The sequence below is a fragment of the Alicycliphilus denitrificans genome, from assembly GCF_044792555.1.
Classification (GTDB): Bacteria; Pseudomonadota; Gammaproteobacteria; order Burkholderiales; family Burkholderiaceae_C; genus Alicycliphilus; species Alicycliphilus denitrificans_A.
Window position 1 is genome coordinate 580484 of the sequence record NZ_CP126238.1, and the last position, 23465, is coordinate 603948.

Below are 23465 nucleotides of genomic sequence, written 5' to 3' on the forward strand. Positions count from 1 at the left end.
ATGGCCATTCTTGCCGTCAACGCGGGTTCGTCCTCGCTCAAGTTCTCGCTGCACCCTTTGCTCGGTGGGCAGGTCCAGCCGCATGTGCTGTCGGGCAACATCCAGGGGCTGGAGCCCGGCGGCAGCCCCGAGATGGGCTGGCAGTACCGGGGCGCAAAGCACCACCGGGCACTGGCCGCGCACGAGGGCGCGAGCGTCTTTGCCGTGGCGCTGGACAGCCTGCGCGAGCTCATCCAGGGGCTGGACGGCGCGCCCGCCATCGACGCCGTAGCGCACCGCGTGGTGCATGGCGGCGGCGAGTTCACGGCCAGCGTGTGCGTGACAGAGGAGGTGCTCTCGCGCCTGGCGCGTTTCAACTCACTGGCCCCGCTGCACCAGCCGCATAACCTGGAAGGCATCCGGCGTTTTCGCACCGCCATGCCGCAGGTGCCGCAGATCGCCTGCTTCGACACCGCCTTCCATGCCGCCATGCCCGAGGTGGACTACGCCTTTGCCCTGCCGCGCGAACTGCGCGCGCAGGGCGTGCGCCGCTACGGCTTTCACGGGCTGTCCTACCAGTACATCATGTCGGTGCTGCAGGAAAAGACCCTCCGCGGCCGCGGGCGGGTCGTCATGGCACACCTGGGCAACGGTGCCAGCCTGTGTGCCGCGCAGGACGGCACCAGCGTGGCCACCACCATGGGTTTTTCGGCACTCGATGGCCTGATGATGGGCACGCGCAGCGGCTCGCTGGACGCCGGCGTGCTGCTCTACCTGCTGGAGCAGGGCTGGACGCACGCGCAGATCGAGAGGCTCCTGTACAAGCAATCGGGGCTGCTGGGCGTGTCCGGCATCTCCGCCGACATGCGCCGCCTGCGCGAGGAGGCCGCCGAGGGCAGCGCCGATGCGCAGTGCGCCATAGCCCAGTTCACGCACCGCGTGGTGCGCGAAACCGGGGCCCTGACCGCCTGTCTGGGCGGCCTGGATCTGCTTGCCTTCAGCGGCGGCATTGGCGAAAACGACGTGCTGCTGCGCCAGCAGGTCTGCGAACGCCTGGCCTGGACGGGGCTGCACATCGATGCGCAGCGCAACCGCGCTGCCGACGGCAAGCAGGCCTGGGCGATACACGCGCCCGACAGCCGCATCGAGATCTGGGTCGTCCCCACCGACGAGGGCCGCGTGGCCGCGCGCGAGGCGGCGGCGCTGCTTGAGTCCACCCAGGCATTGCAGCAGGCCTGCGCGCCTTGATTGGGGCCGGGAAATTGGGGCCAGGGCTCCCATCGGGGATTCATTGGAGCCTGACCCCAATTGAAGGGGTCAAAGAGCCGGATTGGCGACATCTCTCAGACGCCCCCTGCAAAGGCTGGATGCCCGCCTACGCGGGCATGACGGTACTTTCTGAGGTATGAACCTAATCAGGTAAAAGTGGCTTTTGCGCTTGCGTGTCAAGCGCTGGAAGCTATCAATTTATTGAAATGCCACCTCGGCAAAGCTGCGCAGCTTGCGGCTGTGCAGACGCTGCACGCCGCCTGCGCGCAGGATGTCGATGGTGCGCATGCCGATGCGCAGGTGCTGGTCCACGCGCTCGCGGTAGAAGTGGTTGGCCATGCCGGGCAGCTTGATCTCGCCGTGCAGCGGCTTGTCCGAGACGCACAGCAGCGTGCCATAGGGCACGCGGAAACGAAAGCCGTTGGCGGCGATGGTGGCGCTCTCCATGTCCAGCGCCACGGCGCGGCTCTGGGAAAAGCGGCGCTGGGGCAGGTTGTCGGGCAGCAGTTCCCAGTTGCGGTTGTCGGTGCTGGCCACGGTGCCGGTGCGCATGATGCGCTTGAGGTCGCTGCCCGTCATCTGGGTCACGTCGGCCACGGCCTGCTGCAGCGCGACCTGGATCTCGGCCAGGGCCGGGATCGGCACCCACAGCGGCAGTTCCGCGTCGAGCACATGGTCCTCGCGCACATAGGCGTGGGCCAGCACGTAGTCGCCCAGCTGCTGGCTGTTCCTCAGGCCGGCGCAGTGGCCCAGCATCATCCAGGCATGGGGGCGCAGCACGGCGATGTGGTCGGTGATGGTCTTGGCGTTGGCCGGGCCCACGCCGATGTTGACCATGGTGATGCCGCTGTTGTCGGCGCGCACCAGGTGGTAGGCGGGCATCTGGGGCAGGCGCGGCGGGGGCGATCCCAGCTCATCGCCCGGCTCGGCGGCCAGGCCCGTGCGCCGCGTGACCACGTTGCCCGGCTCGATGAAGGCGATGTATTCGCTGTCCGGCCGGGCCATCTCGGCATGGCCCAGGCGCACGAACTCGTCGATGTAGAACTGGTAGTTGGTGAACAGCACGAAGTTCTGGAACCACTCGGGCTGCGTGCCCGTGTAGTGGCGCAGGCGGTGCAGCGAGTAGTCCACGCGCGGGCCGGTGAATAGCGACAGCGGCTGCGCCTCGCCTGGGCGCGCGGTCCAGGTGCCGTTGGCGATGCCGTCGTCCATGGCCGCCAGGTCCGGCAGGTCGAACACGTCGCGCATCAGCGTGCGCCGCTCAAGGCTGAGCTGGCCCTCGATGTGGTCGTGCTCGGCAAACGAGAAGTGGATGGGGATGGGCTGCTGGCTCAGCCCCACCTTCAGCGTAACGCCATGGCTGGCGCGCAGCAGGCGGAACTGCTCCAGGTAGTAGTCGGCAAACAGGTCGGGCCGGGTGAGCGTGGTTTCGTAGCACCCTGGCCCCTCGATGAAGCCATAGGCCAGCTGCGAGGCGGCGCGCGCCACGCTGGTGATCTGCACGCGCACAAAGGGGTAGCAGGCGCGCACATGGCTGGCGGGCGTCTCGCCGGCCACGAAGCGCTGCATGGCATCGCGCAGATGGCCGATCTGCTGCTGGTAGATGCGCTGCACCTGCGCCAGGGCGTCGGCGGGGTCGCTGTGCTGCGTGGCTGCGGTGATGACGGGTGCGGTGGTGCTGGACGGTTTGGAGGGCATGGCGCTATTGTCCATGGGCCGCAGTCACGGTTTCGTCATGCAGGCGCCAGCGCCTGCAGCCACGCGCGCGTGCGCTGTGCGTCCATGGGTGGTGCGATGCCATAGCCTTGCGCCAGTTCGCAGCCCAGGCGCCGCAGCAGCGCCAGCTGCTCCGGCGTTTCCACGCCCTCGGCCACGGACTGCAGCTGCAGGCTGCGCGCCAGCTCGATGATGGCCGTGACGATGGCCACATCGTCCGCGTCGCCGGGGGTGTCGATGACAAAGGACCGGTCCACCTTGATCTTGTCCAGCGGATAGCGCTTGAGGTAGGCCAGGGACGAATAGCCCGTGCCAAAGTCGTCCACCGTCACGGCCACGCCCAGGGCCTGCAGTTCCTGCAGCGTGGTGTGCGTGTGCTCGGCCTGCTGCATCAGCGTGGTCTCGGTGATCTCGATCTCCAGGTACTCGGGCGGCAGGCCGGTTTCCGTGAGGACCTGCGCGATCTCGCGCACCACGTCGCGCTGGCGGAACTCGATGGCCGACAGGTTCACGGCCACGGGCACGCGGGGCAGGCCCTCGTCGTGCCAGGCCTTGAGCTGGCGGCAGGCTTCGCGCAGCACCCAGCGGCTGATGGGGGTGATCAGGCCGCGCGACTCGGCCAGGGGAATGAATTCATCGGGTCCGATGAGGCCGCGCAGCGGGTGCTGCCAGCGCACCAGGGCCTCAAAGCCGGCCAGGCGGCCGCTGGCCGCATGCACCTGGGGCTGGTAGTGCAGCCGCAGGGCCTGTTGCGCCATGGCCTCGCGCAGCAGGTGCTCCTGCTGCAGGGTTTCGGCCGGCTGCCCCGCCATGTCGCCCGTATAGAACAGGCGCGTGCCGCGGCCGCTCTCCTTGGCCTGGCGCATGGCGGCGGCGGCGCGGCGCAGCAGATCGTCCGGGTCATAGCCGTCGCCGGGCAGGATGCTGATGCCCACGGAGAGCGACAGCGACAGCGGCGTGTCGCCAATGACATAGGCGGCGCTCATGCGCCGCGCCAGCGCATCGGCCACCTCGCCAGCTGCGCCGCGATGGGGCAGATCGGGCAGCAGCACCACGAACTGGTCGCCGCCCACGCGCGCGACGAAATCGGTGGCGCTCACGCCGTCCTGCAGGCGCCGGGCCATTTCGCACAGCAGCTGGTCGCCGGCCTCGTGGCCCAGCGATTCGTTCACGGTCTTGAAGTGATCCAGGTCGATGAACAGCAGGGCCATGCGCGCATGGCGCTGCCGTGCCGACGCAGCCCAGCGTGCCAGCTGCTGCATCAGGTGGCGCCGGTTGGGCAGCTGGGTCAGCGTGTCATGCAGGGCCAGAAAGCGCGCGCGTTCCTGGGCCTGGCGGCGTGCCGTGATGTCGCGCACCACAACCACGCGGTGCTCGCCCTGCGGCTGCGTCATGGTCTTGCCCACGGCCTCGATGGGGATGAGGCGCCCGCTTTTGTGGCGCATGGTCAGCTCGTAGGGATATTCGCGTGCGCGGCGCGTGTACTCCTCGGCCAGCGCGCGGTATTCGGACGGTATGAAGTCGAAGATGGAGCGCCCCACGACCTCGGCCAGGGTGTAGCCGGTCAAGCGCAGCATGGGTTCGTTGGCGTCGAGGATGAGGCCGTCCTGGTGGAAAACCAGGCCCTCCTCGGTGGCCTCGGCAAACTTGCGCATGCGCTCCTCGCTCTGGCGCGCGGCATGCTGGGCCTGCCAGTGGTGGCTCACGTCGTTGATGAGCATGATCAGGCCCACCGTGGCCGGCTGGCCGCCCGGCATGGCATGGTGGGGCTGCAGGGTGAATTCCAGCACGCGCTCAGGGTCCAGGCGCTGGCAGGTGTGCTGCACGGCCTCGCCCTTGAGGGCGCGCTGCACCAGGGGTTGGATCTGCCGCCAGGTCTGTGCATCCAGGGCGTCGCTGGCCTGGGTGCCGGGAAGGCTGTCCACGGTGCGGCCGACGAAGTCGGCAAAGCGCTGGTTGGCAAACGTGCAGCGCAGATGCTGGGCGTCGTAATAGGCCAGCATGAGCGGCACCGCGTCGGCCAGCAGGCGCAGCAGGGCATCGCCGGTGCATGAGTCCAGTCCGGATGGATCTGAGGAGGGCGATGGCATGTGCGGGTGGCGAAGGTGTGGCCGATTTATAGCCCATCGCCAGCGCTTTGACGATGCCGCAGGCACGGCACCATGCTGGCGTGACGGGATAATCGTTCCCATGCTCCCTGCCGCCACCAGCCCCCTGCATGTCCCCGCCTGGATGACGCCCCACAACCTGCTGCGCGCCTCGGTGGGCGTGGCCCTGCTGACCATTGCCCTCAAGACCCTGGCCTGGTGGGTCACCGGCTCGGTCGGCCTGCTGTCGGACGCGCTCGAATCCTTCGTGAACCTGGCCGGCGCCATGTTCGCGCTGGCCATGGTCACGGTGGCGCAGCAGCCACCCGACGCCGAGCACCCCTATGGCCACCACAAGGCCGAATACTTCTCCGCCGGCTTCGAGGGCATCCTCATCGTCGGCGCCAGCATCGCCATCCTGTGGGCGGCGGCGCTGCGTTTCCTGCATCCGCAGCCGGTGCAGCAGCTGGGCTGGGGCTTGGGGCTGTCCATCCTCAGCACCCTCTTCAACGGCGTGCTGGCCTGGGCCATGTTCCGCTCGGCGCGCGTCTACCGTTCGGTGGCGCTGGTAGGCGATGCGCGCCATCTGATCACCGACGTCTGGACCTCGGTGGGCGTGGTCGTGGGCCTGCTGGCCGCACGCGCCACCGGTTGGCTGTGGCTGGACCCGCTGGTGGCCGTCGGCGTGGCGCTGAACATCCTGCGGGAGGGCGTGGAGCTGGTCTGGCGCTCCGCGCAGGGCCTGATGGACGAGGCGGTGGAGCAGGAGCTGCTGCTGCAGATCGAGGCCGCGCTGCAGCGCCACGCGCAGGCCGCCGGCGGCCGGGTGTACTTCGATAACCTGACCTCACGCCGCGCCGGCGCGCGCAATTTCCTCGATCTGCACATGCATGTGCCGGCGCACTGGACCCTGGGCCGCGCGGCCGCCGCACGCGCAGCCGTCGAGGCCGAGCTGATGGACATGGTGCCCGGCCTGTACGCCACCATCGAGTTGCTGCCCGAGGGCGCAGAAACCGTGTTTGAACAAGCCGAAGCGCAGGAGAAGACGACGTGATCAGTGTGTTGCAGCGCGTGCGCCAGGCGCGCGTGGAGATCGCCGGCGAGGTCGTGGGCCGCATCGATGCAGGCCTGCTGGCCCTGGTCTGCGCCGAGCAGGGCGACGGCGAAGCGCAGGCCGACAGGCTGCTGGCCAAGATGCTCAAGCTGCGCATCTTCAGCGACGAAGCCGGCAAGATGAACCGCAGCCTGCAGGACGTGGGTGGCGGCCTGCTCATCGTGAGTCAGTTCACCCTGGCCGCCGACACGCGCGGCGGCAACCGCCCGGGCTTCAGCCAGGCGGCCGCGCCCGCCGAGGGCGAGCGCCTGTACGACTACTTCGTGGCCCAGGCGCGCGCGGCGCACCCGGTGGTGGCCACGGGGCGCTTTGCAGCGGACATGCAGGTGCACCTGATCAACGACGGGCCGGTGACCATCCCGCTGCGCATCGGGCCCTGATTCCCGGATGTGCATGTCGGTTCTATGATGATGAACCGTTCCCAGTGAGGGCGCATCATGTACGAAAAGATCCTGGTTCCCGTGGACGGCAGCCCCACCTCGCTGCAGGGGCTGCGCGAAGCCATCCAGATCTCGAAGCTCAGCGGCGGCCGCATGAAGCTGCTGCATGTGGTGGACGACCTGTCGTTCATGACCAGCCTGGAGGCCGGCGTGATGGTGACCGCCGACATCCTGCAGCTGATGCGCGAGGCCGGCGAAAAGCTGCTCGGCGAAGCCCTGGCCGAGGTGCGTGCCGCCGGCCTGGACGCGGACACGCAGCTGATCGAGAGCTGGAGCGGCCGGGTGAGCGATGTGGTCGTCGCCCAGGCCCGGGACTGGGGCGCTCGGCTCATCGTGCTGGGCACGCATGGTCGCCGCGGCGTGGGCCGCATGCTGCTGGGCAGCGATGCCGAGCAGATAGCGCGGCTTGCACCGGTGCCGGTGCTGCTCGTGCGCGGCCAGCCCTGACCTGAGAGGCTGAGAGTCTTTCCCCTATGTCCGCCTTGCGCGCCAAAACACCCCCGCTCATCGTTGCAAATACTCGCCATAGCCCGAGCTATGGCTGCGTTTTGCGCCTCGATCGGGTGCGTTTTGACGCGCCTTTCGGGCACGAGGGAAAAACTCTCAGCCTCTGACGCGCCGGGCTACTGCTTCCAGAAGAACAGCCCCGCCATCACCAGCCCCGTGGCCACGATGCCCCAGCGCAGCATCGGCGCGGGCAGCCGGCGCGCCAGGCGCGCGCCGCCGTAGCCGCCCAGCGTGGCGGCCACCATCATCACCAGGGCCTGCTGCCACAGCACGATGCCGCCCGCGGCATAAATGGCCACGGAAATGGCCGTGAGCAGGGCCGAGACCAGGTTCTTCATGCCGTTCATGGCGTTCAGCTGCGTCTGTCCCAGCAGGCCGAACAGCGCCAGCAGCAGGATGCCCAGCCCGCCGTTGAAGTAGCCGCCGTAGCCGGCGACGGCCAGCATGCCCAGGCCGGCCTTCCAGGGCGAGGCGCTGTGGTGGCCTGAGCCGGCCCATTGCCGCAGCTGCGGCCCGAAGGCGAACAGGGCGGTGGCCGCCAGCAGCAGCCAGGGCACGACCTTGCGGAAGATGGCGTCGGGCGTGACCAGCAGCAGCGCCGCGCCGGCCGCGCCGCCGATGAGCGAGAGCACGACCACGGCGCGCATCGACAGACCCGGCGGCGGCTGCATGTCCTCACGAAAGCCCCAGGCGCCCGCCATGTAGCCGGGCAGCAGGGCCACGGTGCCGGTGGCGTTGGCCACCACGGGCGGCACGCCGGTGAAGACCAGGGCCGGCAGGGTGAGGAAGCTGCCGCCACCGGCGACGGCATTCAGGGCGCCGGCGACGAAGGCGGCGGCGAGGAGCAGGGGGGTGTCGAACATGGCGGCCGATCTTAGGCAGTGCGCACTGCTCGATTGGATGCGTGCGGGGTTAGGGAGAATCTACAAAAACGATTCGCTCGGCCGTCATTCCCGTGCAGGAACGTCACCCCGGACTCTGATCCGGGGCGGGAATCCAAAAGCCGTGAGGTGTTGACGAGTCGAGGCCCTGGATCCCTGCGTGCGCAGGGATGACGGGTGTTTTGCAGCGGTAGCTGTTATGCGGCATACGGGTCGGCAAACCCCAACTCCTGCAGGATCGCCGTCTCGTAGGCCTCCATCTCCTGCGCATCCTCGTCGCTGGTCTCGTGGTCCCAGCCCTGGGCGTGCAGCGTGCCGTGCACCAGCAGGTGGGCGTAATGCTCCTGCAGCGTCTTGCCCTGCTCGCGCGCCTCGCGCTCGACCACGGGGGCGCACAGCACCAGGTCGGCCAGCACCGTGGGTTCCTGCTGGTAGTCGAAGGTCAGCACGTTGGTGGCGTAGTCCTTGCGGCGGAACTCGCGGTTCAGGCGCTGGCCCTCCTCGGCGCCCACGATGCGCACGGTGATCTCGGCATCGACGGCCAGCGCATGGCGTATCCAGCGCACGACCTTGTGCCGCGGCAGGCTTGCGCGGTGCGCGGCGGCCTCGCGCGCGAATTGCAGGGAAAGGGTCAGGTGGTTCAATGCCATTTTGGCTTCAGACGCCCGTAAATAAAGTGTTTACAGCTATTAAATAAGGAGTCATTCGGCCGCGCCGCGGCGGCTGCTGCCTTTAGCGTCATAGGCGTCCACGATGCGCGCGACCAGCGGGTGGCGCACCACGTCGGCGCTGGTGAAGCGCGTCACGGCGATGCCCTGCACGCGCTTCAAGACGCGTTCGGCGTCGATCAGGCCGCTCAAGGACCCCTTTGGTAAATCGATCTGGCTCACGTCGCCCGTGACCACGGCGCGCGCGCCGAAGCCTATGCGCGTGAGGAACATCTTCATCTGCTCGGGCGTGGTGTTCTGCGCCTCGTCCAGGATCACGAAGGCGTTGTTCAGCGTGCGCCCGCGCATGAAGGCCAGCGGCGCGATCTCCAGCACATTGCGCTCGAAGGACTTCTGCACCCGGTCGAAGCCCATCAGCTCGTACAGGGCGTCGTACAGCGGGCGCAGGTAGGGGTCCACCTTCTGCGTCAGGTCGCCGGGCAGGAAGCCCAGGCGCTCGCCGGCCTCCACGGCCGGGCGCGTGAGCACGATGCGCTGCACGGCGTTCCTCTCCAGCGCGTCGACCGCGCAGGCCACGGCCAGATAGGTCTTGCCCGTGCCCGCGGGGCCTATGCCGAAGGTGATGTCGTGCGTGGCGATGTTGTGCAGGTACACGCTTTGCGTGGGCGTGCGTGCGCGCAGGTCGGCGCGGCGCGTGCTCAGCGGGGCCGGGGCGCTGTCGTCGTCGATCATGCTGGCGTCGCCCGCCAGCATGAGCTGCAGGTGGTCTTCCTTGATGGGGTGGTCCGCCATCTCGTAAAGCGCCTGCAGCAGCTCCATGGCCTGGGTGGCGCGGGCCTTGGGGCCGTCCACCTTGAACTGCTCGTGGCGGTGGGCGATCTTGACCTGCAGCGCCGTCTCCAGGGTGCGCAGGTGCACGTCGGCTGGGCCGCACAAATGGGACAGGCGCAGGTTGTTATGGGGTGTAAAAGTGTGGCGCAGTATCACGCTGATAATTCCGCTTGAGAGCCGCTTTGGATGCGGCAAAGGATGAGCATGATAGGCAAGTTGACCGGCCTGCTATTGGAAAAGAACCCACCCGAGGTGCTGCTGGACTGCCACGGCGTGGGCTACGAGGTGCTGGTGCCCATGAGCACCTTCTACAACCTGCCCGCCGTGGGCGAGAAGCTGAGCCTGCTCACGCAGTTCATTGTGCGCGAGGACGCGCAGCTGCTCTACGGCTTTGCCACCGTGCCCGAGCGCCAGGCGTTTCGCGAGCTCATCAAGATCAGCGGCGTCGGGCCGCGCACGGCGCTGGCCGTGCTCTCGGGCATGGGCGCGGCGGACCTGGCGCAGGCCGTATCGCTGCAGGAGGCGGGCCGCCTGATCAAGGTGCCGGGCATAGGCAAGAAGACCGCCGAACGCCTGCTGCTGGAGCTCAAGGGCAGGCTGGGCGCGGACATCGGCGCCAAGTCACAAGTGGTTAACGATGCGCAGGCCGACATCCTGCAGGCGCTGCTGGCGCTGGGCTATAACGACAAGGAGGCCGCCGCGGCGCTGAAGGCCCTGCCGGCCGATGTGGGCGTGAGCGAGGGCATCAAGCAGGCGCTGAAGTCGCTGGCCAAGTAGTGCCAGGATGAGTGCCCTGAAGGGATGAGAAATGGGTATTGCCAAAATCATCATGCCGGCCCTGCCGCTGGTTCTGGCCCTGGCCGCCTGCGGCGGCGGCGGTGACGGTGGCCGCGACAGCGACAGCGGCAGCGGCAGCGGCAGCGGCACCCCTGCGGCGCCGGTGTGGAGCGAGCGCATAGAGCCTTTTGAGCCCCAGGCCGCGCCGGCCCTCAAGCGCACCGGGTCCTTGCCGGGGCCGGCAGGCGCCGTGGCCGGCCCCGCGGCCACGCGGGTGGTGGCCCTGGGCGCGTTGCCGCCCGGCCTGGCCCAGGCGGCAGACCGGCCCATGGCTCCCGGCGCGGCCGGCGTGCCGCGCCGGATAGGCAGCGCGCGGGCGGTGGCCGATACGGCCAGCGTGGCCGCCACCGCCGCGCTGCTGCAATGGCAGGCCACGGCGCGCGGCACGCAGGTGGCGGCACTGCGCTTTGCCTCCCGGGGCGCGCGTGGCGTGCGCCTGGGGGTGCTGGTGCGGGCCCTGCCCCCGGGTGCCGTGCTGCGCTTTTATGGCGCCGCGCCCGACGCGGCGGTGGAGGTCGGCGCGCAGGACCTGCAGGCCATGGCCGAGCGCAATGCCGGCGCCGGTGCCGGCGACGAGGTGGCGCGCACCTACTGGAGTCCCGATTTCGGGGCCGAACAGACCACGCTGGAGGTGGAAATACCCGCCAGCGCCGCGCCCTCCGCCGTGCGGCTGGCCGTGCCGCGGCTGTCGCATTTCACCCTCTCGGTGGCCGAGGCCGACGGCGCCTTTGCCACCAAGGCCGCGGCGGCCGAAAGCTGCCTGGTGGACGTGAGCTGCCAGCCCGAATACCTGGAGCAAAGCCGCTCCGTGGCGCGCATGAGCTTTGTGGCCGAGGATGGCGCCACCTTTTTCTGCACGGGCACGCTGCTCAACGACATGGCATCGAGCGGTACGCCGTATTTTTTAAGCGCCCAGCACTGCATCTCCAGCCAGGCCGAGGCCTCCACGCTGGTCACCGACTGGCTGTACCGCTCCGCCAGTTGCGGCAGCGCTGCCGAAAATCCGGCCAGCCGGCGGCTCACGGGCGGCGCGCGGCTGCTGTATGCCTCGGCCAGTACCGACACGGCCTTCATGCGGCTCAACGATGCCGCGCCCGCGGGCATCGTCTACGCGGGCTCGTACTACGGCGGCGTGCCCGTGGGCACGGATTTGGCCGGCCTGCACCACCCAGAGGGGGGCTGGCAAAAGTTGAGTCTGGGCAGGCTGCTGAACTACAGCAATTGCGGCGACACGAGTTGTGGCAACAGCAGCGATGAGTCAGGCAACTTTCTGGCGCTGAGCTGGCGGCAGGGCAGCACCGAAGGGGGCAGCAGCGGCTCGGGCATCTTCGTCGCCATTGGCGCGCGGCGCTATCTGGCGGGCCAGCTCCATGGCGGCACGGCGAGCTGCGCCAAACCCGATGGCGTGGACTACTACGGGCGCTTTGATCGCAGCTACCGCGCGGCGCTCAAGACTTGGCTCAATCCGTGAGAGCCGGCGCCGGCATCAGCCCACCAGCACCAGCCCCGGCGGCAGGCTGTCGCCCAGGCTGCGCTGGCGGTCCTCCAGGCTGAGCTCCTGCACCTGCGCCACCAGCGCGATCCAGCGCTCGGGCGCGCCGCTGGCGCGCAGCTTGTCCAGCACGCGTGCGCGCTGGGCATCGTCCAGGTCCAGCGTGCGCTCGCCCGTCATGCGCGCGATCTGCACGGCGGCGAACATGGCGTGCTCGTTCCTGCGCCAGTCCTGGGCCAGTAGGGCGTCAAGGAATTCCTGCGCCGCCGCGGGCGGCATGACCCGATGCGCGTTGGCGGCCAGCGGCACGCGCGCGGCCAGGCGGCCGATGGCCCACCAGGTGTGCATGGGCTCGTCGGGGCGGTCCAGGCGCGCCAGCATCCACTGGCCCATCTCCTGGCGGTACTGCCAGGGCACGGCCTCCATGGCGGCGAACAGGCGCAGCATGTCGTCGTAGCTGCCCCAGCGTGCGCGCGCGTTGCGCTGCACGGTTTTCTGCATGCAGGCGGCCACGTCCTCCAGCACCTGCATCTGCTGCGCCTCGTCAAGCCCCGCGGCCACGCGGCGCCACAGCACCCACCATTCGGTCCAGTTGGCGCCCTCGCCGCCATGGCCCAGGCCCTGGGCGTAGAGCTGCCAGAGCTGGGCGATGCGCCAGGCGTCCAGCTCCGCCCCCAGGCCGGGGCGCAGGCACCAGCCGGCCAGGTTCAGCCACACGCGCTCATGTTCGGGCGAGCGCCGGCGCCGCTTGGCGCGCGCCAGCAGCGCATCGAACAGCGTGCGCAGCAGGGGCAGGGCCCAGGATTCGCGCGCGCCCAGGGTTTTTTCCAGCGACTGGCGCAGCTGGCGCACCTCCTTCGGCGGCACGTCCTGGGTCTGGTTGCCGAAGATGCGGTCGATGAGGGTGATGGCCTGGGTGGGCTGGCCCCTTCCCTCTCTCTCTCCCTCTGGGAGAGGGCTGGGGTGAGAGCTGGCCACCATCCCGCGCACGGCAAACGGCAGCAGCCACGACCGCGCCGCGTCCTGCACATCCAGGCAGCGCAGCTCCAGCACCCCCACCTCGCTCATGCAGGCCTGCAGCTGCACCTCGACCCGGGCGACGGCGCGGCCCTCGGGCGCGGGCAGCACGGTGGCCAGCGGCGGCAGCTCCACCCAGCCCTCGCCCGCAAGCGCGGCGATCTGCCCGGCCTGCGCCTGCCCCTGGCTGCGCGCCAGCAGCGCAAAGCGCACGGGCTGGCCCAGCTGCAGCGCGAAGCGCCGGCCGGTGAGCGTGAGGCGCGCCCCCTCCTCGGTGCCGCGCGGCAGCAGGCAGATGCCCTGGGGCGGGGCCCCGGCCTTGCCCGGCAGCACCAGCCAGTAGCTGCGCGCGGCGCCGCCGCCTATGCGTGGGACAATTGTTTTGATAGCTGTTTGCGCTTTGCCAGTAGGCGTTTGCGGCTTTTTTTCCTGATATTGCGCCAACCCATGGGCGGCCGCGCCGCGCGCCACGGCCCAGTCCGGGTGCGGGTTGTGCAGCACACGCACGGGGCCGCCGCGCCATTCGCCAAGCCGTTGCGTGAGCCGCTCGGCCAGCGCATGGGCGTGGAACACGCCGCCGTTGAGCAGCACCGTGTCCGGCAGCTCGCCGCCCGCATGCCGCGCCAGGAACTGCGCCAGATGGCGCGAGATGGCCGCGTCTGCCGGGTAGGGCAGGCCCAGGCCGCGCAGCGCGCCCTGGCGCCGCGCCGGCGTATCGCCAAGCCGCGCGGGCGGCAGGAAACCCTCCACCACGCATTGCAGCACCTGCGCGCGCGTGAGGGCGGCCGAGCGCGCCTGCGCCAGCAGCTTCGAGCCGCCGCCCAGCAGCGTCACCGTGACCGACTCGGGCGCGCCTTGCGCCAGCAGCTCTTCCTTGGCCAGGCGGCAGCGCTGCACCAGCTGGGCGAAGCGCGCGGCCGGCAGGCGCTCGCCCGGCGGTGCGAACTGGGGTTCGAGCAGGTGCGCCAGAGCCAGGTCCATGTTGTCGCCGCCCAGCATCAAATGCTCGCCCACGGCGGTGCGCGTGAGCCGGGGCGGGCCGCCCGGCGAAGGCTCCACGCGGATCAGCGTCAGGTCGGTCGTGCCGCCGCCCACGTCCACCACCAGCACCAGGCGGCTATCGGCCAACTGCGCGGTGAGCTGCCCGTCCTGCAGCACCAGCCAGTCGTGGAACGCCGCCTTGGGCTCTTCGAGCAGCTGCACCGCCGCCAGGCCGGCCAGCCGCGCGGCCTCCAGCGTCAGCGCGCGCGCGCCCTCGTCGAACGAGGCCGGCACGGTGAGCACCACGGCCTGCTGGTGCAGCGGTGCATCGGGGTGGGCCGCATCCCATGCGGCCTTCACATGCGCCAGGTATGAGCTTGAGGCGGCGAGCGGCGAGACCTTGGCCACGTCCTCGCCCGCGCCCCAGGGCAGGATCGGCGCGGTGCGGTCCACGCCGGGGTGCGACAGCCAGCTCTTGGCGCTTGCCACCAGCCTCCCCGGCACGGCCGCGCCCAGCGTGCGCGCCCAGCGGCCGATGACGGCCGGGGCTTCGTCGCTCGCCCCCTGCGGCGGCCAGGGCGCGCGCCAGGCTTCGCCCAGCTCCCCGGGCGCGGCCTGGTAGCGCGTGGAGGGCAGCAGCGGCAGGGCCTGCAGCTCGGCGCTGGAGACGCGCTGGGGGATGGGCAGCAGCGCGATGTCCAACGCGCTGCCATCCAGCGGCACATGGGCCACCACGGTGTGGCTGGTGCCCAGGTCTATGCCAACCGCGTGGCGCGCGGGCCGATCCGCGGGGCTGGCGGTTGCGCCGGTCATGGGGCCGGGGTGTCGGCCCGCACGTCGAACTCCACCTTCCAGCGCTCGCTGCCGCCCACCGGCACGGCGTTGAGCTCCAGCGTGCCGATGTCGGTCACGCGCGCGTGCAGCTGCACGGGCACGACCTCGCCGGGTGTGCGGCCCTCGGCGGGCAGGTGGGCCTCGATCTCCTGCAGCTCCACCAGCTCCTCAGGGGTCCAGAAGTCCAGCAGCGTGCCCACGGCGTCATTGCGGCGCACGCTGGAGCCGAAGAAGCGCAGGCGCACCGGCTCGCCCACGACCAGGCCGAACTCCTGAGCGTCTAGCGCCACCTCCGTGCCTTCCTCCATGCCGAAGGGTGCCAGGCACAGGGCCGAGATCGGCGGCTCCATGCCGGGGATCGCCGGCATGTTCGATTCCACCCCCACGTAATAGCTTTGCGCCGTGCCGCCGCGTATGCGCACGCCGCGGCCCGCGGCCGCCACATGGCCGTAGTAGGCGGCGCCGCGCGCCACGGCCAGGTCCAGGTTCGCGCCCGCAAGCAGCCGCGCCGGCTGCGCGCCCTCGGCGGCCAGCCAGCCGTTGATGACGTCGAGAATGCGCCGCTCGATCTGCGCCGCCTTGAGCACGCCGCCGTTGAACAATATGGCCGTGGGGTGCAGGAAGGATGCGCCTTGCGTCTGCGCGCCCTGCAGGCCCTCGATCTGCGCGGTGGCGCCGGCCTGGCGCGACAGGAAGGCTGCCAGGTGGCGCGTGACGGCCGCATCCTGCGCATAGGGCAGGCCCAGCTGCGTGAGCGCGGCGCGTGCGCGCGTGACGGGCTTGTCGCTGACGGCGACCTGCGGGAAGAAGCCCTCGACCAGCAGGGCCAGCACCTCGGCGCGCGTGACCTCGGTGCGGATGCTGGCGCCAATCAGTTTGCTGCCGCGGCTGGGCACGACCACGGGCACGGCCTCCAGGGCCTCGTCGGCCAGCAGCTGCTCCTTGGCCGCGCGGCAGCCGTGCGCCAGGGCGCGCGTCTGCCAGGCGTCGAGCTGTTTGCCCTCGGCCGCCAGCTTGCGCGCCACGCCGTAGGCCAGGGCCAGGTCCATGTTGTCGCCGCCGAGCAGGATGTGCTCGCCCACGGCCACGCGCTGCAGTTCCAGGTTGCCGCCCTTCTCCAGCACGGCGATCAGCGACAGGTCGGTCGTGCCGCCGCCCACGTCCACGACCAGGATCACGTCGCCATGCGCCACCTGCTTGCGCCAGCCGCCGCCGCTGGCCTGTATCCAGCTGTAGAGCGCGGCCTGGGGTTCTTCAAGCAGTGTCAGCTTCTGGAAACCGGCGGCCCGGCAGGCCTCGGCCGTGAGCTCGCGCGCGGCCGGGTCGAAGGAGGCGGGGATGGTGACCGTGATGTCCTGGGCATCGAACGGCGCCTCGGGGTGGGCCTGGTCCCAGGCGCTGCGCAGGTGCTGCAGGTATTGCGTGCTGGCCGCCAGGGGCGAGACGCGCTGCACCTCGGGCGGCGCGTCCGCCGGCAGCAGCGGCGCGCGCCGGTCCACCCCGGGGTGGCACAGCCAGCTCTTGGCGCTGCTGACTAGCCGTATCGGCGTGGCCGCGCCGCGCGTGCGCGCGAATTCGCCCACCAGGCCGCCCTGGTCCGTACCCCAGGGCAGGGCCAGGTCGGAGGGCGTCAGCTCGCTCTCGTGCGGCAGGTACAGGAACGAGGGCAGCAGCGGCAGCGCCTGGACGCTGGCCGGCGCCGTGAGCTGGGGAATGTCCTGCACGCCCTGCACGATTTTTTCGCCATCGCTGGCCAGCTTGTCCACCCAGGACAGCGCGCAGTGCGTGGTGCCCAGGTCGATCCCCAGGCTGAATTTGGCATTGTTTTGGTCTATAACGCTTGCTGTGTAAGCGTCTGCAGCTACTGAATCAGGAGTGTTTGGGGCGCTCATGCTCACAGCTCCACCTCGGCCTGGGCAATGATGGCGGCGGCCTTGGCATCGGTGAGCTGCGGCAGGCGCACGTCGCTCACCTGCCAGCCGCGGTGGCTCAAGCTGCCGGTAAAGGGCGCCTGGCCGACCACATTGCCCGTCAGGCGTATGGCGCTGGCATCAAAGCCGGCCTGCAGCGTGATGCGGGCGCCCTCGGCCTCGGCGCGCACGGGGGCCAGCGTGAAATGCTCGCGCAGCACCTTGCGGCAGCCCTCGTGCACCACGCGCGCGGCGGCCCCGATCTCGGCGTCGGCATAGGGTGCCACGTCCTCCTGGATGAAGTCCACGAAGCGCGCCTCGCGCTGCAGCAGGCCCAGCAGCTGCAACGCGGCGGTGTCGGTCGCTACCTCCACGCGTTGCTCGACGATCTTCTCGACCGGCACCTCGATGCGGGTCTCGATGATTTTTTCCACCGGCACCTCCACGCGCACCTCCTTGGGTGGGGCGTCGGCGGCCAGGGGCTCGCCGGCGCGCAGGCGGGCGACCTGGGCGGCCAGCGGGGCATTGCCCAGGATGGCGAAGAAGCTGCCGATGGCGATGGCGATGCGGCTGAGAAAACTGGGGGGCTGGGGGCTGCTCATGACAAGGGAGGCGTGCGCGGCGGGCGGCGCGCGCGCGAAGGAAAAAGGGCTGTGATGTTACCCAAACGCACCGCGCCGGCGCTGCCAAAGGGCGCGGGCGATGGGGGACAATGCGGCCCACATGAGCATCCACACCGACGATTTCGCACCCCCGCCCGCCGCCCGCGTGGTCTCGGCCGCGCCGGCCTCACCGCAGGAGGAGGCGCTGGAGCGCGCGCTGCGCCCCAAGCTGCTGCAGGAATACGTGGGCCAGGCCAAGGCGCGCGAGCAGCTGGAGATCTTCATTGGCGCGGCCCGAAAGCGCGGCGAGGCGCTGGACCATGTGCTGCTGTTCGGCCCGCCGGGCTTAGGAAAAACCACGCTCTCACACATCATCGCCGCCGAGCTCGGCGTTCAGCTTCGCCAGACCAGCGGCCCGGTGCTGGAAAAGCCCAAGGACCTGGCGGCGCTGCTGACCAACCTGGAGAAGAACGACGTCCTGTTCATCGACGAGATTCACCGCCTGAGCCCGGTGGTCGAGGAAATCCTCTACCCCGCGCTGGAGGACTACCAGATCGACATCATGATCGGCGAGGGCCCGGCCGCGCGCAGCATCAAGCTGGACCTGCAGCCCTTCACCCTGGTGGGCGCGACCACGCGCGCCGGCATGCTCACCAACCCGTTGCGCGACCGCTTCGGCATCGTCGCGCGCCTGGAGTTCTACACGCCCGAGGAGCTGGCGCGCATCGTCATGCGCTCGGCCGGCCTGCTGGGCGCACCGATAGACCCAGCGGGCGGCCAAGAAATAGCCCGCCGCTCGCGCGGCACGCCGCGCATCGCCAACCGCCTGCTGCGCCGCGTGCGCGACTACGCCGACGTGAAGGGCGACGGCCGCATCACCCAGGATATCGCCCAGCGTGCCCTGGCCATGCTGGACGTGGACCCGCAGGGCTTCGACATCATGGACAGAAAGCTGCTGGAGGCCGTGATCCACCGCTTCGACGGCGGCCCCGTGGGGCTGGACAACATAGCGGCCAGCATCGGCGAAGAGAGCGGCACCATCGAGGACGTGATCGAGCCCTACCTGATCCAGCAGGGTTACCTGCAGCGCACGCCGCGCGGGCGTATTGCGACGCTGGCGGCGTACCGCCACCTGGGGGTGGCGGCGCCGCAGGGGGGGCAGGGTGGGGGCCTATTTTGAGACAATGTCCGGCACCACCCATTGCCATCACGGAACCGATCATGGGAGCCCCAAAGCACGCCGCCGAACGCTACACCTACGGCGAATGCCTGCGCTGGCCCGACGATGTGCGCTACGAACTGATCGACGGCCAAGCCTGGATGATGTCGCCCGTACCCAGCATTGAGCACCAGGACATCGCCGGGGATCTGTATTTTCAGTTGCGCCAAGCACTGCAGGGAGCGCCCTGCCGCGTGTTCATTGCCCCCGTGGACGTGCGCCTGCCTCGCGGCGATGAGGCCGACGGCGACATAGACACCGTGGTGCAGCCCGACGTGCTGCTGGTCTGCGACCCGGGAAAGATCGACCGCCGCGGCGTGCGCAGCGCGCCTGACGGGGTGGTGGAAGTGCTCTCGCCCAGCACGGCGGCGCGCGACCAGATTGCCAAGCGACGCATCTACGAACGCGCTGGCGTGCGCGAATACTGGCTGGTGCACCCCACGGACCGCACGCTCACCGTGCATACCCTCGTGGACGGGCGCTACGGCATTCCCGAGATTTCCGAACTCAAGGACAGCACCGTGCTGGCCATATTGCCCGATGTCGCCATCGCCTGGGACGCCCTGGTGGCGCGGCTGCCAGCGGTGGAGCCTTGAGCTTCCGGTGTGCAGTGCTGTTTGCGCACTGCAAAGCTGTTTAGTAGCCTGTGATCCCGAAGGTGAAGACTTTTCTGAGCTGCCTGTGCGGCAGTGAACGTCCATGTAGCGGGCGTAGTCGCGCACCTTGATTTCTGAGCTGCCTGTGCGGCAGTGAACCGCCCAGGGCGGCTTCAGCGTCCGACCGCTGTTTTCTGAGCTGCCTTTGCGGTAGTGAACTCCTTCTGCGGCCCAGTCCTGGGCCACGTTGCTTTCTGAGCTGCCTATGCGGCAGTGAACGCGCACAGCAGGCTGTGCTCGGCCACGCAGAATTTCTGAGCTGCCTATGCGGCAGTGAACCGGCACAGGCGCCAGCCGGCCGTGGGCGAGCATTTCTGAGCTGCCTATGCGACAGTGAACGACAGTGTTGATGGAAACCGTGCGTGTTTGTGTTTCTGAGCTGCCTATGCGGCAGTGAACTCGTAGACCAGCTTGAAGACGTGCGTCGGCACTTTCTGAGCTGCCTATGCGGCAGTGAACCCGAATGCGTCGGCCTGGCCGGTGGGGGCGTATTTCTGAGCTGCCTATGCGGCAGTGAACTTGAGGCTCGACAACGCCACTCGGCCCAGGTTTTTCTGAGCTGCCTATGCGGCAGTGAACGGTGACGCGGTGCGGGACGCCGTGGACGGCCATTTCTGAGCTGCCTATGCGGCAGTGAACCTTTTCAGCACGCCGATGGTGCTCGCGCTACTTTTCTGAGCTGCCTATGCGGCAGTGAACAAGAACAAAGTACAAGAGCGCGAGATTGAGGATTTCTGAGCTGCCTATGCGGCAGTGAACGCGCCAGACAGCGAGATCCTGTTCGCCCTGTGTTTCTGAGCTGCCTATGCGGCAGTGAACCAATCCGGCGACATCAAACTTCTGGCCTCCAATTTCTGAGCTGCCTATGCGGCAGTGAACACCCAGGAAGGGCGTGCGGTCGGTGTTGCGCATTTCTGAGCTGCCTATGCGGCAGTGAACGTGGCGCACCCCGAGCGCATCCCGACGAATGATTTCTGAGCTGCCTATGCGGCAGTGAACATCAGGTCTGTGACCTGGGGCACGATGAAAAATTTCTGAGCTGCCTATGCGGCAGTGAACCCATCCTGTGGCTGGACCACGCGCTGTTCAACTTTCTGAGCTGCCTATGCGGCAGTGAACGCCGTTGCCAACGTGCGTCTTGCGCATCGCAGTTTCTGAGCTGCCTATGCGGCAGTGAACCGCACTCGCCGCCCTTGTGTTCCTGCTGACCATTTCTGAGCTGCCTATGCGGCAGTGAACCCGCCACCGACTCCTGATGAGTATTGCTCGATTTTCTGAGCTGCCTATGCGGCAGTGAACTCCGTATTGGTTGAACCACCGTATGCGGCTGGCGAACCCATCTTGAATGAGGTGGTAAGGCTGAGCAAGATCGTGTGCACGCAACATTGGCGTGGACACGATGCTCAAAGACCCTCAGACCCCGCGCTATGCGCAGCGGCGTACGCACCGCACCTACACCCCGCAATTCAAGGCCGAGCTGGTGGCTGCCTGCCGACAGCCAGGCGCATCGGTCGCGGCGGTGGCCCTGCAACATGGCATGAACGCCAACGTGCTACACCGCTGGCTCAAGGAATGGGCGCAGGGACTTCACCGTCTTGAAGTTGGCGTCAGCACTGCGGTCGTTGCTTCCCAACCCCCGGCCTTTATCCCCATCGACCTGAGCGCAGTACCGCAGGCGTCTGCTGGTGAGCTACCATCCGCGTCCTTGCCAACGCCAGCGGATGGCATCCGCATCGAATGCCAGCGCCCCGGCATGTCCGTGACCGTGCACTGGCCCTTATCCGCTGCGACCGAGTGCGCCCAGATGCTGCGCGAATTACTGCGGTGATTCGCACATGATCAGGATCGACGCGGCCTGGCTGGCCACCACCCCGCTGGACATGCGCGCGGGCACCGACACCGCCCTGGCGCGGGTGATCGCCACCTTCGGCGCGGCCCAGCCACATCATGCGTACGTCTTCGCCAACCAGCGCGCCAACCGCCTGAAAGTCCTGGTACATGACGGCGTGGGACTGTGGCTGGCCGCGCGCCGGCTGCACCAGGGCAAGTTTGTCTGGGCACCTGCGGGCAGTCCGAACGTGGCGTTGGAACACGCCCAGCTCAACGCCCTGGTGCTGGGCCTGCCCTGGCAGCGTGTGGGCTCGCAAGGTGCCATCACCGTGGTCTGAATCGTCGGCGTAAGGGCGTGGCCGTGGCAATCGGGAGATGCGTCAATGGCTGGACCCAGGGTGAGCGGGCACACTGCCAGCCATGGTGATCGACGAGCAAGCCCTGAGCGAGCTGGACGCAGAGCAACTGCGCGAAGTGACCCAGCGCCTGCTGGCCGAACTGCGTCACCAGCGCGCGCTCAACGAGAAGCTCACCTATGAGTGCGCGCTGCTCAAGCGGCTGAAGTTCGCCGCCCAATCCGAGCGGCACAGCGCCGATCAGAGGAGCCTGCTGGAAGACGAGATCGATGCCGACCTGGCGGCGGTCGCCGTCGAGATTGAGCAACTCCAGCCGCTTGCGGCTGCGCCCGAAGCCAAGCAACAGCCCAAACGCCAGAGCCTGCCTGCCCACCTGCCGCGCCGCGAGATCCGCCACGAGCCTGAGTCGACCACCTGCGCCTGCGGCTGCCAAATGAAGCGCATCGGCGAAGACGTGGCCGAGAAGCTGGACTACGTGCCGGGCGTGTTCACCGTGGAGCGCTACATCCGTGGCAAGTGGGCGTGCACCCAGTGCGAAACCATCACCCAGGCGCCGGTCGAGGCCCATGTGATCGATAAAGGCATCCCGACTGCCGGCCTGCTGGCCCAGGTGCTGGTGGCCAAGTACCAGGATCACCAGCCCTTGTACCGGCAGGAGAACATCTTTGGTCGCGCCGGTCTGGCGATTCCAAGATCCACCCTGGCGCAGTGGGTGGGCACCTGCGGTGCGCGGCTGCAACCGCTGGTCGATGCCCTGAAGGCCGAGGTGCTCGGCCACCGGGTGTTGCACGGTGATGAGACCCCGGTGGCCATGCTCAAGCCGGGCAACGGTAAAACGCACCGGGCCTACCTGTGGGCCTATGCCCCGGGAGCGTTTGAAGCCACGCGGGCCGTGGTCTATGACTTCTGCGAGTCCCGCGCCGGAGAACACGCCCGCGCCTTCCTGGGTGAGTGGCGCGGCAGCCTGATCTGTGACGACTATGCCGGCTACAAGGCCAGCTTTAGCCAGGGCGTGACCGAAGCCGGTTGCCTGGCACACGCCCGGCGCAAGTTCTTCGACCTGCACGCGGCGGGCAAGAGCGAGATCGCCGAATTGGCCCTGGCGCAGTTCGCCCGGGTCTATGAGATCGAACGGCAAGTTCAGCCCCTGGCGGCACCAGAGCGGCTGCAGGTGCGCCAGCAGCACAGTCGGCCCATTCTGGACGCGTTGCACCAGTGGATGGTGCTGCAACGCCAGCAGGTGGCGGGCAACTCGGCGACGGCCAAGGCGCTGGACTACAGCCTCAAGCGATGGGCTGCGCTCACGCGCTTCGTTGATGACCCGCAGCTGCCGCCGGACAACAATTGGATCGAAAACCAGATCAGGCCTGTGGCCCTGGGGCGCTCGAATTGGTTATTCGCAGGAAGCCTGCGCGCGGGCCAGCGGGCGGCCGCCGTGATGAGCCTGATCCAGTCAGCGCGCATGAACGGGCACGACCCATATGCCTATCTCAAGGATGTGCTGACCCGGCTGCCCACGCACAAGGCCAGCCGGATTGAAGAACTGCTGCCGCATCGCTGGCAACCCATCGACATCTGATCATCAGCCATGGCCGCCAGCGGCGGTCAACATGGGTTTGCCGCGCGCTTACAGTGAACCCCCATTCGGCCCAGTTGAGCGGAACGTCCTATTTCTGAGCTGCCTATGCGGCAGTGAACACCACTGCCTTGCCCTTGATCGCCTTGAGCTTTTTCTGAGCTGCCTATGCGGCAGTGAACAACGAGCCTGCGCAGATCGGCCTGTGCTGCCTTTTCTGAGCTGCCTATGCGGCAGTGAACGCGCGGCGGCGTCGCGCTCGCTGGCGTAGCCTTTTCTGAGCTGCCTATGCGGCAGTGAACGACGTAGCCCGCGCCGGCGGCGTGGGCGTGGTTTTCTGAGCTGCCTATGCGGCAGTGAACGTCTGCGGGGCGGCAGAGCCCCCTTCGGAGCTTTTCTGAGCTGCCTATGCGGCAGTGAACCCACATGTGGGCGCCAAGCAGGTTGCCGTCGATTTCTGAGCTGCCTATGCGGCAGTGAACGCGCAAGCCTCGCGGTAGGCCTTCTTTGCTTTTTTCTGAGCTGCCTATGCGGCAGTGAACGCAGTGGTGAATCACGGCGGATCGGCCTTTGCGTTTCTGAGCTGCCTATGCGGCAGTGAACTCGGCGCGTGGATTTTGAACACCCGAGGGCATTTTCTGAGCTGCCTATGCGGCAGTGAAC

The 23465-nt window shown here is 68.5% G+C and carries 19 protein-coding genes and 2 CRISPR repeat arrays (1 of these 21 cut by a window edge); of the genes, 11 read left to right on the top strand and 8 right to left on the bottom strand.

The genetic code is table 11. The features are described 5' to 3' along the window. Entirely contained in the window at positions 1 to 1227 is a 1227-nt protein-coding gene (locus P7644_RS02760; RefSeq protein ID WP_404301476.1) for an acetate/propionate family kinase, read from the top strand. Positions 1228 to 1446: 219 nt separating this feature from the next. Here P7644_RS02760 and P7644_RS02765 read toward each other — a convergent pair whose 3' ends face one another. Together P7644_RS02765 and P7644_RS02770 are read right to left on the bottom strand one after the other, a co-directional pair. Then, positions 1447 to 2946, bottom strand: coding sequence for an AMP nucleosidase (locus P7644_RS02765; protein ID WP_404301477.1), 1500 nt, complete (start codon positions 2944 to 2946; stop codon positions 1447 to 1449). Between the two features lie 35 nt (positions 2947 to 2981). Next, entirely contained in the window at positions 2982 to 5054 is a 2073-nt protein-coding gene (locus tag P7644_RS02770) for a putative bifunctional diguanylate cyclase/phosphodiesterase (protein WP_404301478.1), read from the bottom strand. Positions 5055 to 5154: 100 nt separating this feature from the next. Here P7644_RS02770 and P7644_RS02775 point away from each other — a divergent pair, with 100 nt between their 5' ends. Genes P7644_RS02775 through P7644_RS02785 form a run of 3 tightly spaced genes read left to right on the top strand, consistent with a single transcriptional unit; the run spans position 5155 to position 7052 of the window. Then, positions 5155 to 6105 carry a cation diffusion facilitator family transporter gene (locus P7644_RS02775; protein WP_404301479.1) on the top strand — a complete coding sequence of 317 codons (951 nt, stop codon included), beginning with the start codon at positions 5155 to 5157 and terminating at the stop codon, positions 6103 to 6105. Further along, positions 6102 to 6545: a D-aminoacyl-tRNA deacylase gene (gene dtd / locus P7644_RS02780; protein WP_404301480.1), complete on the top strand. Its 444-nt coding sequence runs from the start codon at positions 6102 to 6104 to the stop codon at positions 6543 to 6545. The genes P7644_RS02775 and dtd overlap by 4 nt, the downstream gene beginning before the upstream one ends. Before the next feature lie 57 nt (positions 6546 to 6602). Then, positions 6603 to 7052 carry a universal stress protein gene (locus P7644_RS02785; RefSeq protein ID WP_404301481.1) on the top strand — a complete coding sequence of 150 codons (450 nt, stop codon included), beginning with the start codon at positions 6603 to 6605 and terminating at the stop codon, positions 7050 to 7052. A gap of 176 nt (positions 7053 to 7228) precedes the next feature. Here the strand turns inward: P7644_RS02785 and P7644_RS02790 are convergent, their stop codons facing one another. The 3 genes from P7644_RS02790 to P7644_RS02800 form a co-directional block, all read right to left on the bottom strand. After that, a complete protein-coding gene (locus P7644_RS02790) occupies positions 7229 to 7975 on the bottom strand; it encodes a sulfite exporter TauE/SafE family protein (RefSeq protein ID WP_404301482.1) in 747 nt (248 codons plus the stop codon). A gap of 215 nt (positions 7976 to 8190) precedes the next feature. Continuing rightward, on the bottom strand, positions 8191 to 8643 hold the full coding sequence (gene ybeY / locus P7644_RS02795; RefSeq protein WP_404301483.1) for an rRNA maturation RNase YbeY: 453 nt from the start codon (positions 8641 to 8643) through the stop codon (positions 8191 to 8193). A gap of 51 nt (positions 8644 to 8694) precedes the next feature. Then, a complete protein-coding gene (locus P7644_RS02800; RefSeq protein ID WP_404301484.1) occupies positions 8695 to 9648 on the bottom strand; it encodes a PhoH family protein in 954 nt (317 codons plus the stop codon). A gap of 48 nt (positions 9649 to 9696) precedes the next feature. On the opposite strand from P7644_RS02800, the gene ruvA reads away from it, so the two are divergent. Together ruvA and P7644_RS02810 are read left to right on the top strand one after the other, a co-directional pair. Continuing rightward, entirely contained in the window at positions 9697 to 10269 is a 573-nt protein-coding gene (gene ruvA, locus P7644_RS02805; protein ID WP_404301485.1) for a Holliday junction branch migration protein RuvA, read from the top strand. Between the two features lie 31 nt (positions 10270 to 10300). Then, positions 10301 to 11800, top strand: coding sequence for an endoproteinase ArgC (locus P7644_RS02810; protein WP_404301486.1), 1500 nt, complete (start codon positions 10301 to 10303; stop codon positions 11798 to 11800). Positions 11801 to 11815: 15 nt separating this feature from the next. Here the strand turns inward: P7644_RS02810 and P7644_RS02815 are convergent, their stop codons facing one another. Genes P7644_RS02815 through P7644_RS02825 form a run of 3 tightly spaced genes read right to left on the bottom strand, consistent with a single transcriptional unit; the run spans position 11816 to position 17165 of the window. Beyond that, a complete protein-coding gene (locus P7644_RS02815) occupies positions 11816 to 14632 on the bottom strand; it encodes an Hsp70 family protein (RefSeq protein ID WP_404301487.1) in 2817 nt (938 codons plus the stop codon). Further along, positions 14629 to 16545: an Hsp70 family protein gene (locus P7644_RS02820; RefSeq protein WP_404301488.1), complete on the bottom strand. Its 1917-nt coding sequence runs from the start codon at positions 16543 to 16545 to the stop codon at positions 14629 to 14631. The genes P7644_RS02815 and P7644_RS02820 overlap by 4 nt, the downstream gene beginning before the upstream one ends. Before the next feature lie 2 nt (positions 16546 to 16547). Further along, the gene (locus P7644_RS02825) at positions 16548 to 17165 is read right to left on the bottom strand and encodes a DUF2760 domain-containing protein (protein WP_404301489.1); all 618 of its coding nucleotides are present in this window, start codon (positions 17163 to 17165) and stop codon (positions 16548 to 16550) included. Positions 17166 to 17286: 121 nt separating this feature from the next. On the opposite strand from P7644_RS02825, the gene ruvB reads away from it, so the two are divergent. From ruvB to tnpC, 5 genes are all read left to right on the top strand, one after another. Further along, positions 17287 to 18345 (top strand): Holliday junction branch migration DNA helicase RuvB, encoded by a 1059-nt coding sequence (gene ruvB / locus P7644_RS02830; protein ID WP_404301490.1) that lies wholly within the window; start codon positions 17287 to 17289, stop codon positions 18343 to 18345. A 41-nt stretch (positions 18346 to 18386) separates the two neighbouring features. Then, positions 18387 to 18980 (top strand): Uma2 family endonuclease, encoded by a 594-nt coding sequence (locus P7644_RS02835; protein ID WP_404301491.1) that lies wholly within the window; start codon positions 18387 to 18389, stop codon positions 18978 to 18980. Between the two features lie 71 nt (positions 18981 to 19051). Beyond that, positions 19052 to 20339: a CRISPR direct-repeat array (repeat unit 28 nt; unit sequence TTTCTGAGCTGCCTATGCGGCAGTGAAC). A 100-nt stretch (positions 20340 to 20439) separates the two neighbouring features. After that, positions 20440 to 20868: an IS66-like element accessory protein TnpA gene (tnpA, locus tag P7644_RS02840; protein WP_404299151.1), complete on the top strand. Its 429-nt coding sequence runs from the start codon at positions 20440 to 20442 to the stop codon at positions 20866 to 20868. Between the two features lie 7 nt (positions 20869 to 20875). After that, complete coding sequence (tnpB, locus tag P7644_RS02845) at positions 20876 to 21208, top strand: IS66 family insertion sequence element accessory protein TnpB (RefSeq protein ID WP_404299152.1); 333 nt, start codon at positions 20876 to 20878, stop codon at positions 21206 to 21208. An 82-nt stretch (positions 21209 to 21290) separates the two neighbouring features. Then, complete coding sequence (gene tnpC / locus P7644_RS02850) at positions 21291 to 22805, top strand: IS66 family transposase (RefSeq protein ID WP_404299153.1); 1515 nt, start codon at positions 21291 to 21293, stop codon at positions 22803 to 22805. A gap of 91 nt (positions 22806 to 22896) precedes the next feature. Then, positions 22897 to 23465: a CRISPR direct-repeat array (repeat unit 28 nt; unit sequence TTTCTGAGCTGCCTATGCGGCAGTGAAC) (it continues 420 nt past the right edge of the window).

Excerpts from the sequence above, each read along its gene's own strand:
- P7644_RS02760 (WP_404301476.1), top strand. The coding sequence starts at position 1 with ATGGCCATTCTTGCCGTCAACGCGGGTTCGTCCTCGCTCAAGTTCTCG.
- P7644_RS02765 (WP_404301477.1), bottom strand. The coding sequence starts at position 2,946 with ATGCCCTCCAAACCGTCCAGCACCACCGCACCCGTCATCACCGCAGCC.
- P7644_RS02770 (WP_404301478.1), bottom strand. The coding sequence starts at position 5,054 with ATGCCATCGCCCTCCTCAGATCCATCCGGACTGGACTCATGCACCGGC.
- P7644_RS02775 (WP_404301479.1), top strand. The coding sequence starts at position 5,155 with ATGCTCCCTGCCGCCACCAGCCCCCTGCATGTCCCCGCCTGGATGACG.
- P7644_RS02785 (WP_404301481.1), top strand. The coding sequence starts at position 6,603 with ATGTACGAAAAGATCCTGGTTCCCGTGGACGGCAGCCCCACCTCGCTG.
- P7644_RS02790 (WP_404301482.1), bottom strand. The coding sequence starts at position 7,975 with ATGTTCGACACCCCCCTGCTCCTCGCCGCCGCCTTCGTCGCCGGCGCC.
- ybeY (WP_404301483.1), bottom strand. The coding sequence starts at position 8,643 with ATGGCATTGAACCACCTGACCCTTTCCCTGCAATTCGCGCGCGAGGCC.
- ruvA (WP_404301485.1), top strand. The coding sequence starts at position 9,697 with ATGATAGGCAAGTTGACCGGCCTGCTATTGGAAAAGAACCCACCCGAG.
- P7644_RS02810 (WP_404301486.1), top strand. The coding sequence starts at position 10,301 with ATGGGTATTGCCAAAATCATCATGCCGGCCCTGCCGCTGGTTCTGGCC.
- P7644_RS02815 (WP_404301487.1), bottom strand. The coding sequence starts at position 14,632 with ATGACCGGCGCAACCGCCAGCCCCGCGGATCGGCCCGCGCGCCACGCG.
- P7644_RS02820 (WP_404301488.1), bottom strand. The coding sequence starts at position 16,545 with ATGAGCGCCCCAAACACTCCTGATTCAGTAGCTGCAGACGCTTACACA.
- P7644_RS02825 (WP_404301489.1), bottom strand. The coding sequence starts at position 17,165 with ATGAGCAGCCCCCAGCCCCCCAGTTTTCTCAGCCGCATCGCCATCGCC.
- ruvB (WP_404301490.1), top strand. The coding sequence starts at position 17,287 with ATGAGCATCCACACCGACGATTTCGCACCCCCGCCCGCCGCCCGCGTG.
- P7644_RS02835 (WP_404301491.1), top strand. The coding sequence starts at position 18,387 with ATGGGAGCCCCAAAGCACGCCGCCGAACGCTACACCTACGGCGAATGC.
- tnpA (WP_404299151.1), top strand. The coding sequence starts at position 20,440 with ATGCTCAAAGACCCTCAGACCCCGCGCTATGCGCAGCGGCGTACGCAC.
- tnpB (WP_404299152.1), top strand. The coding sequence starts at position 20,876 with ATGATCAGGATCGACGCGGCCTGGCTGGCCACCACCCCGCTGGACATG.
- tnpC (WP_404299153.1), top strand. The coding sequence starts at position 21,291 with ATGGTGATCGACGAGCAAGCCCTGAGCGAGCTGGACGCAGAGCAACTG.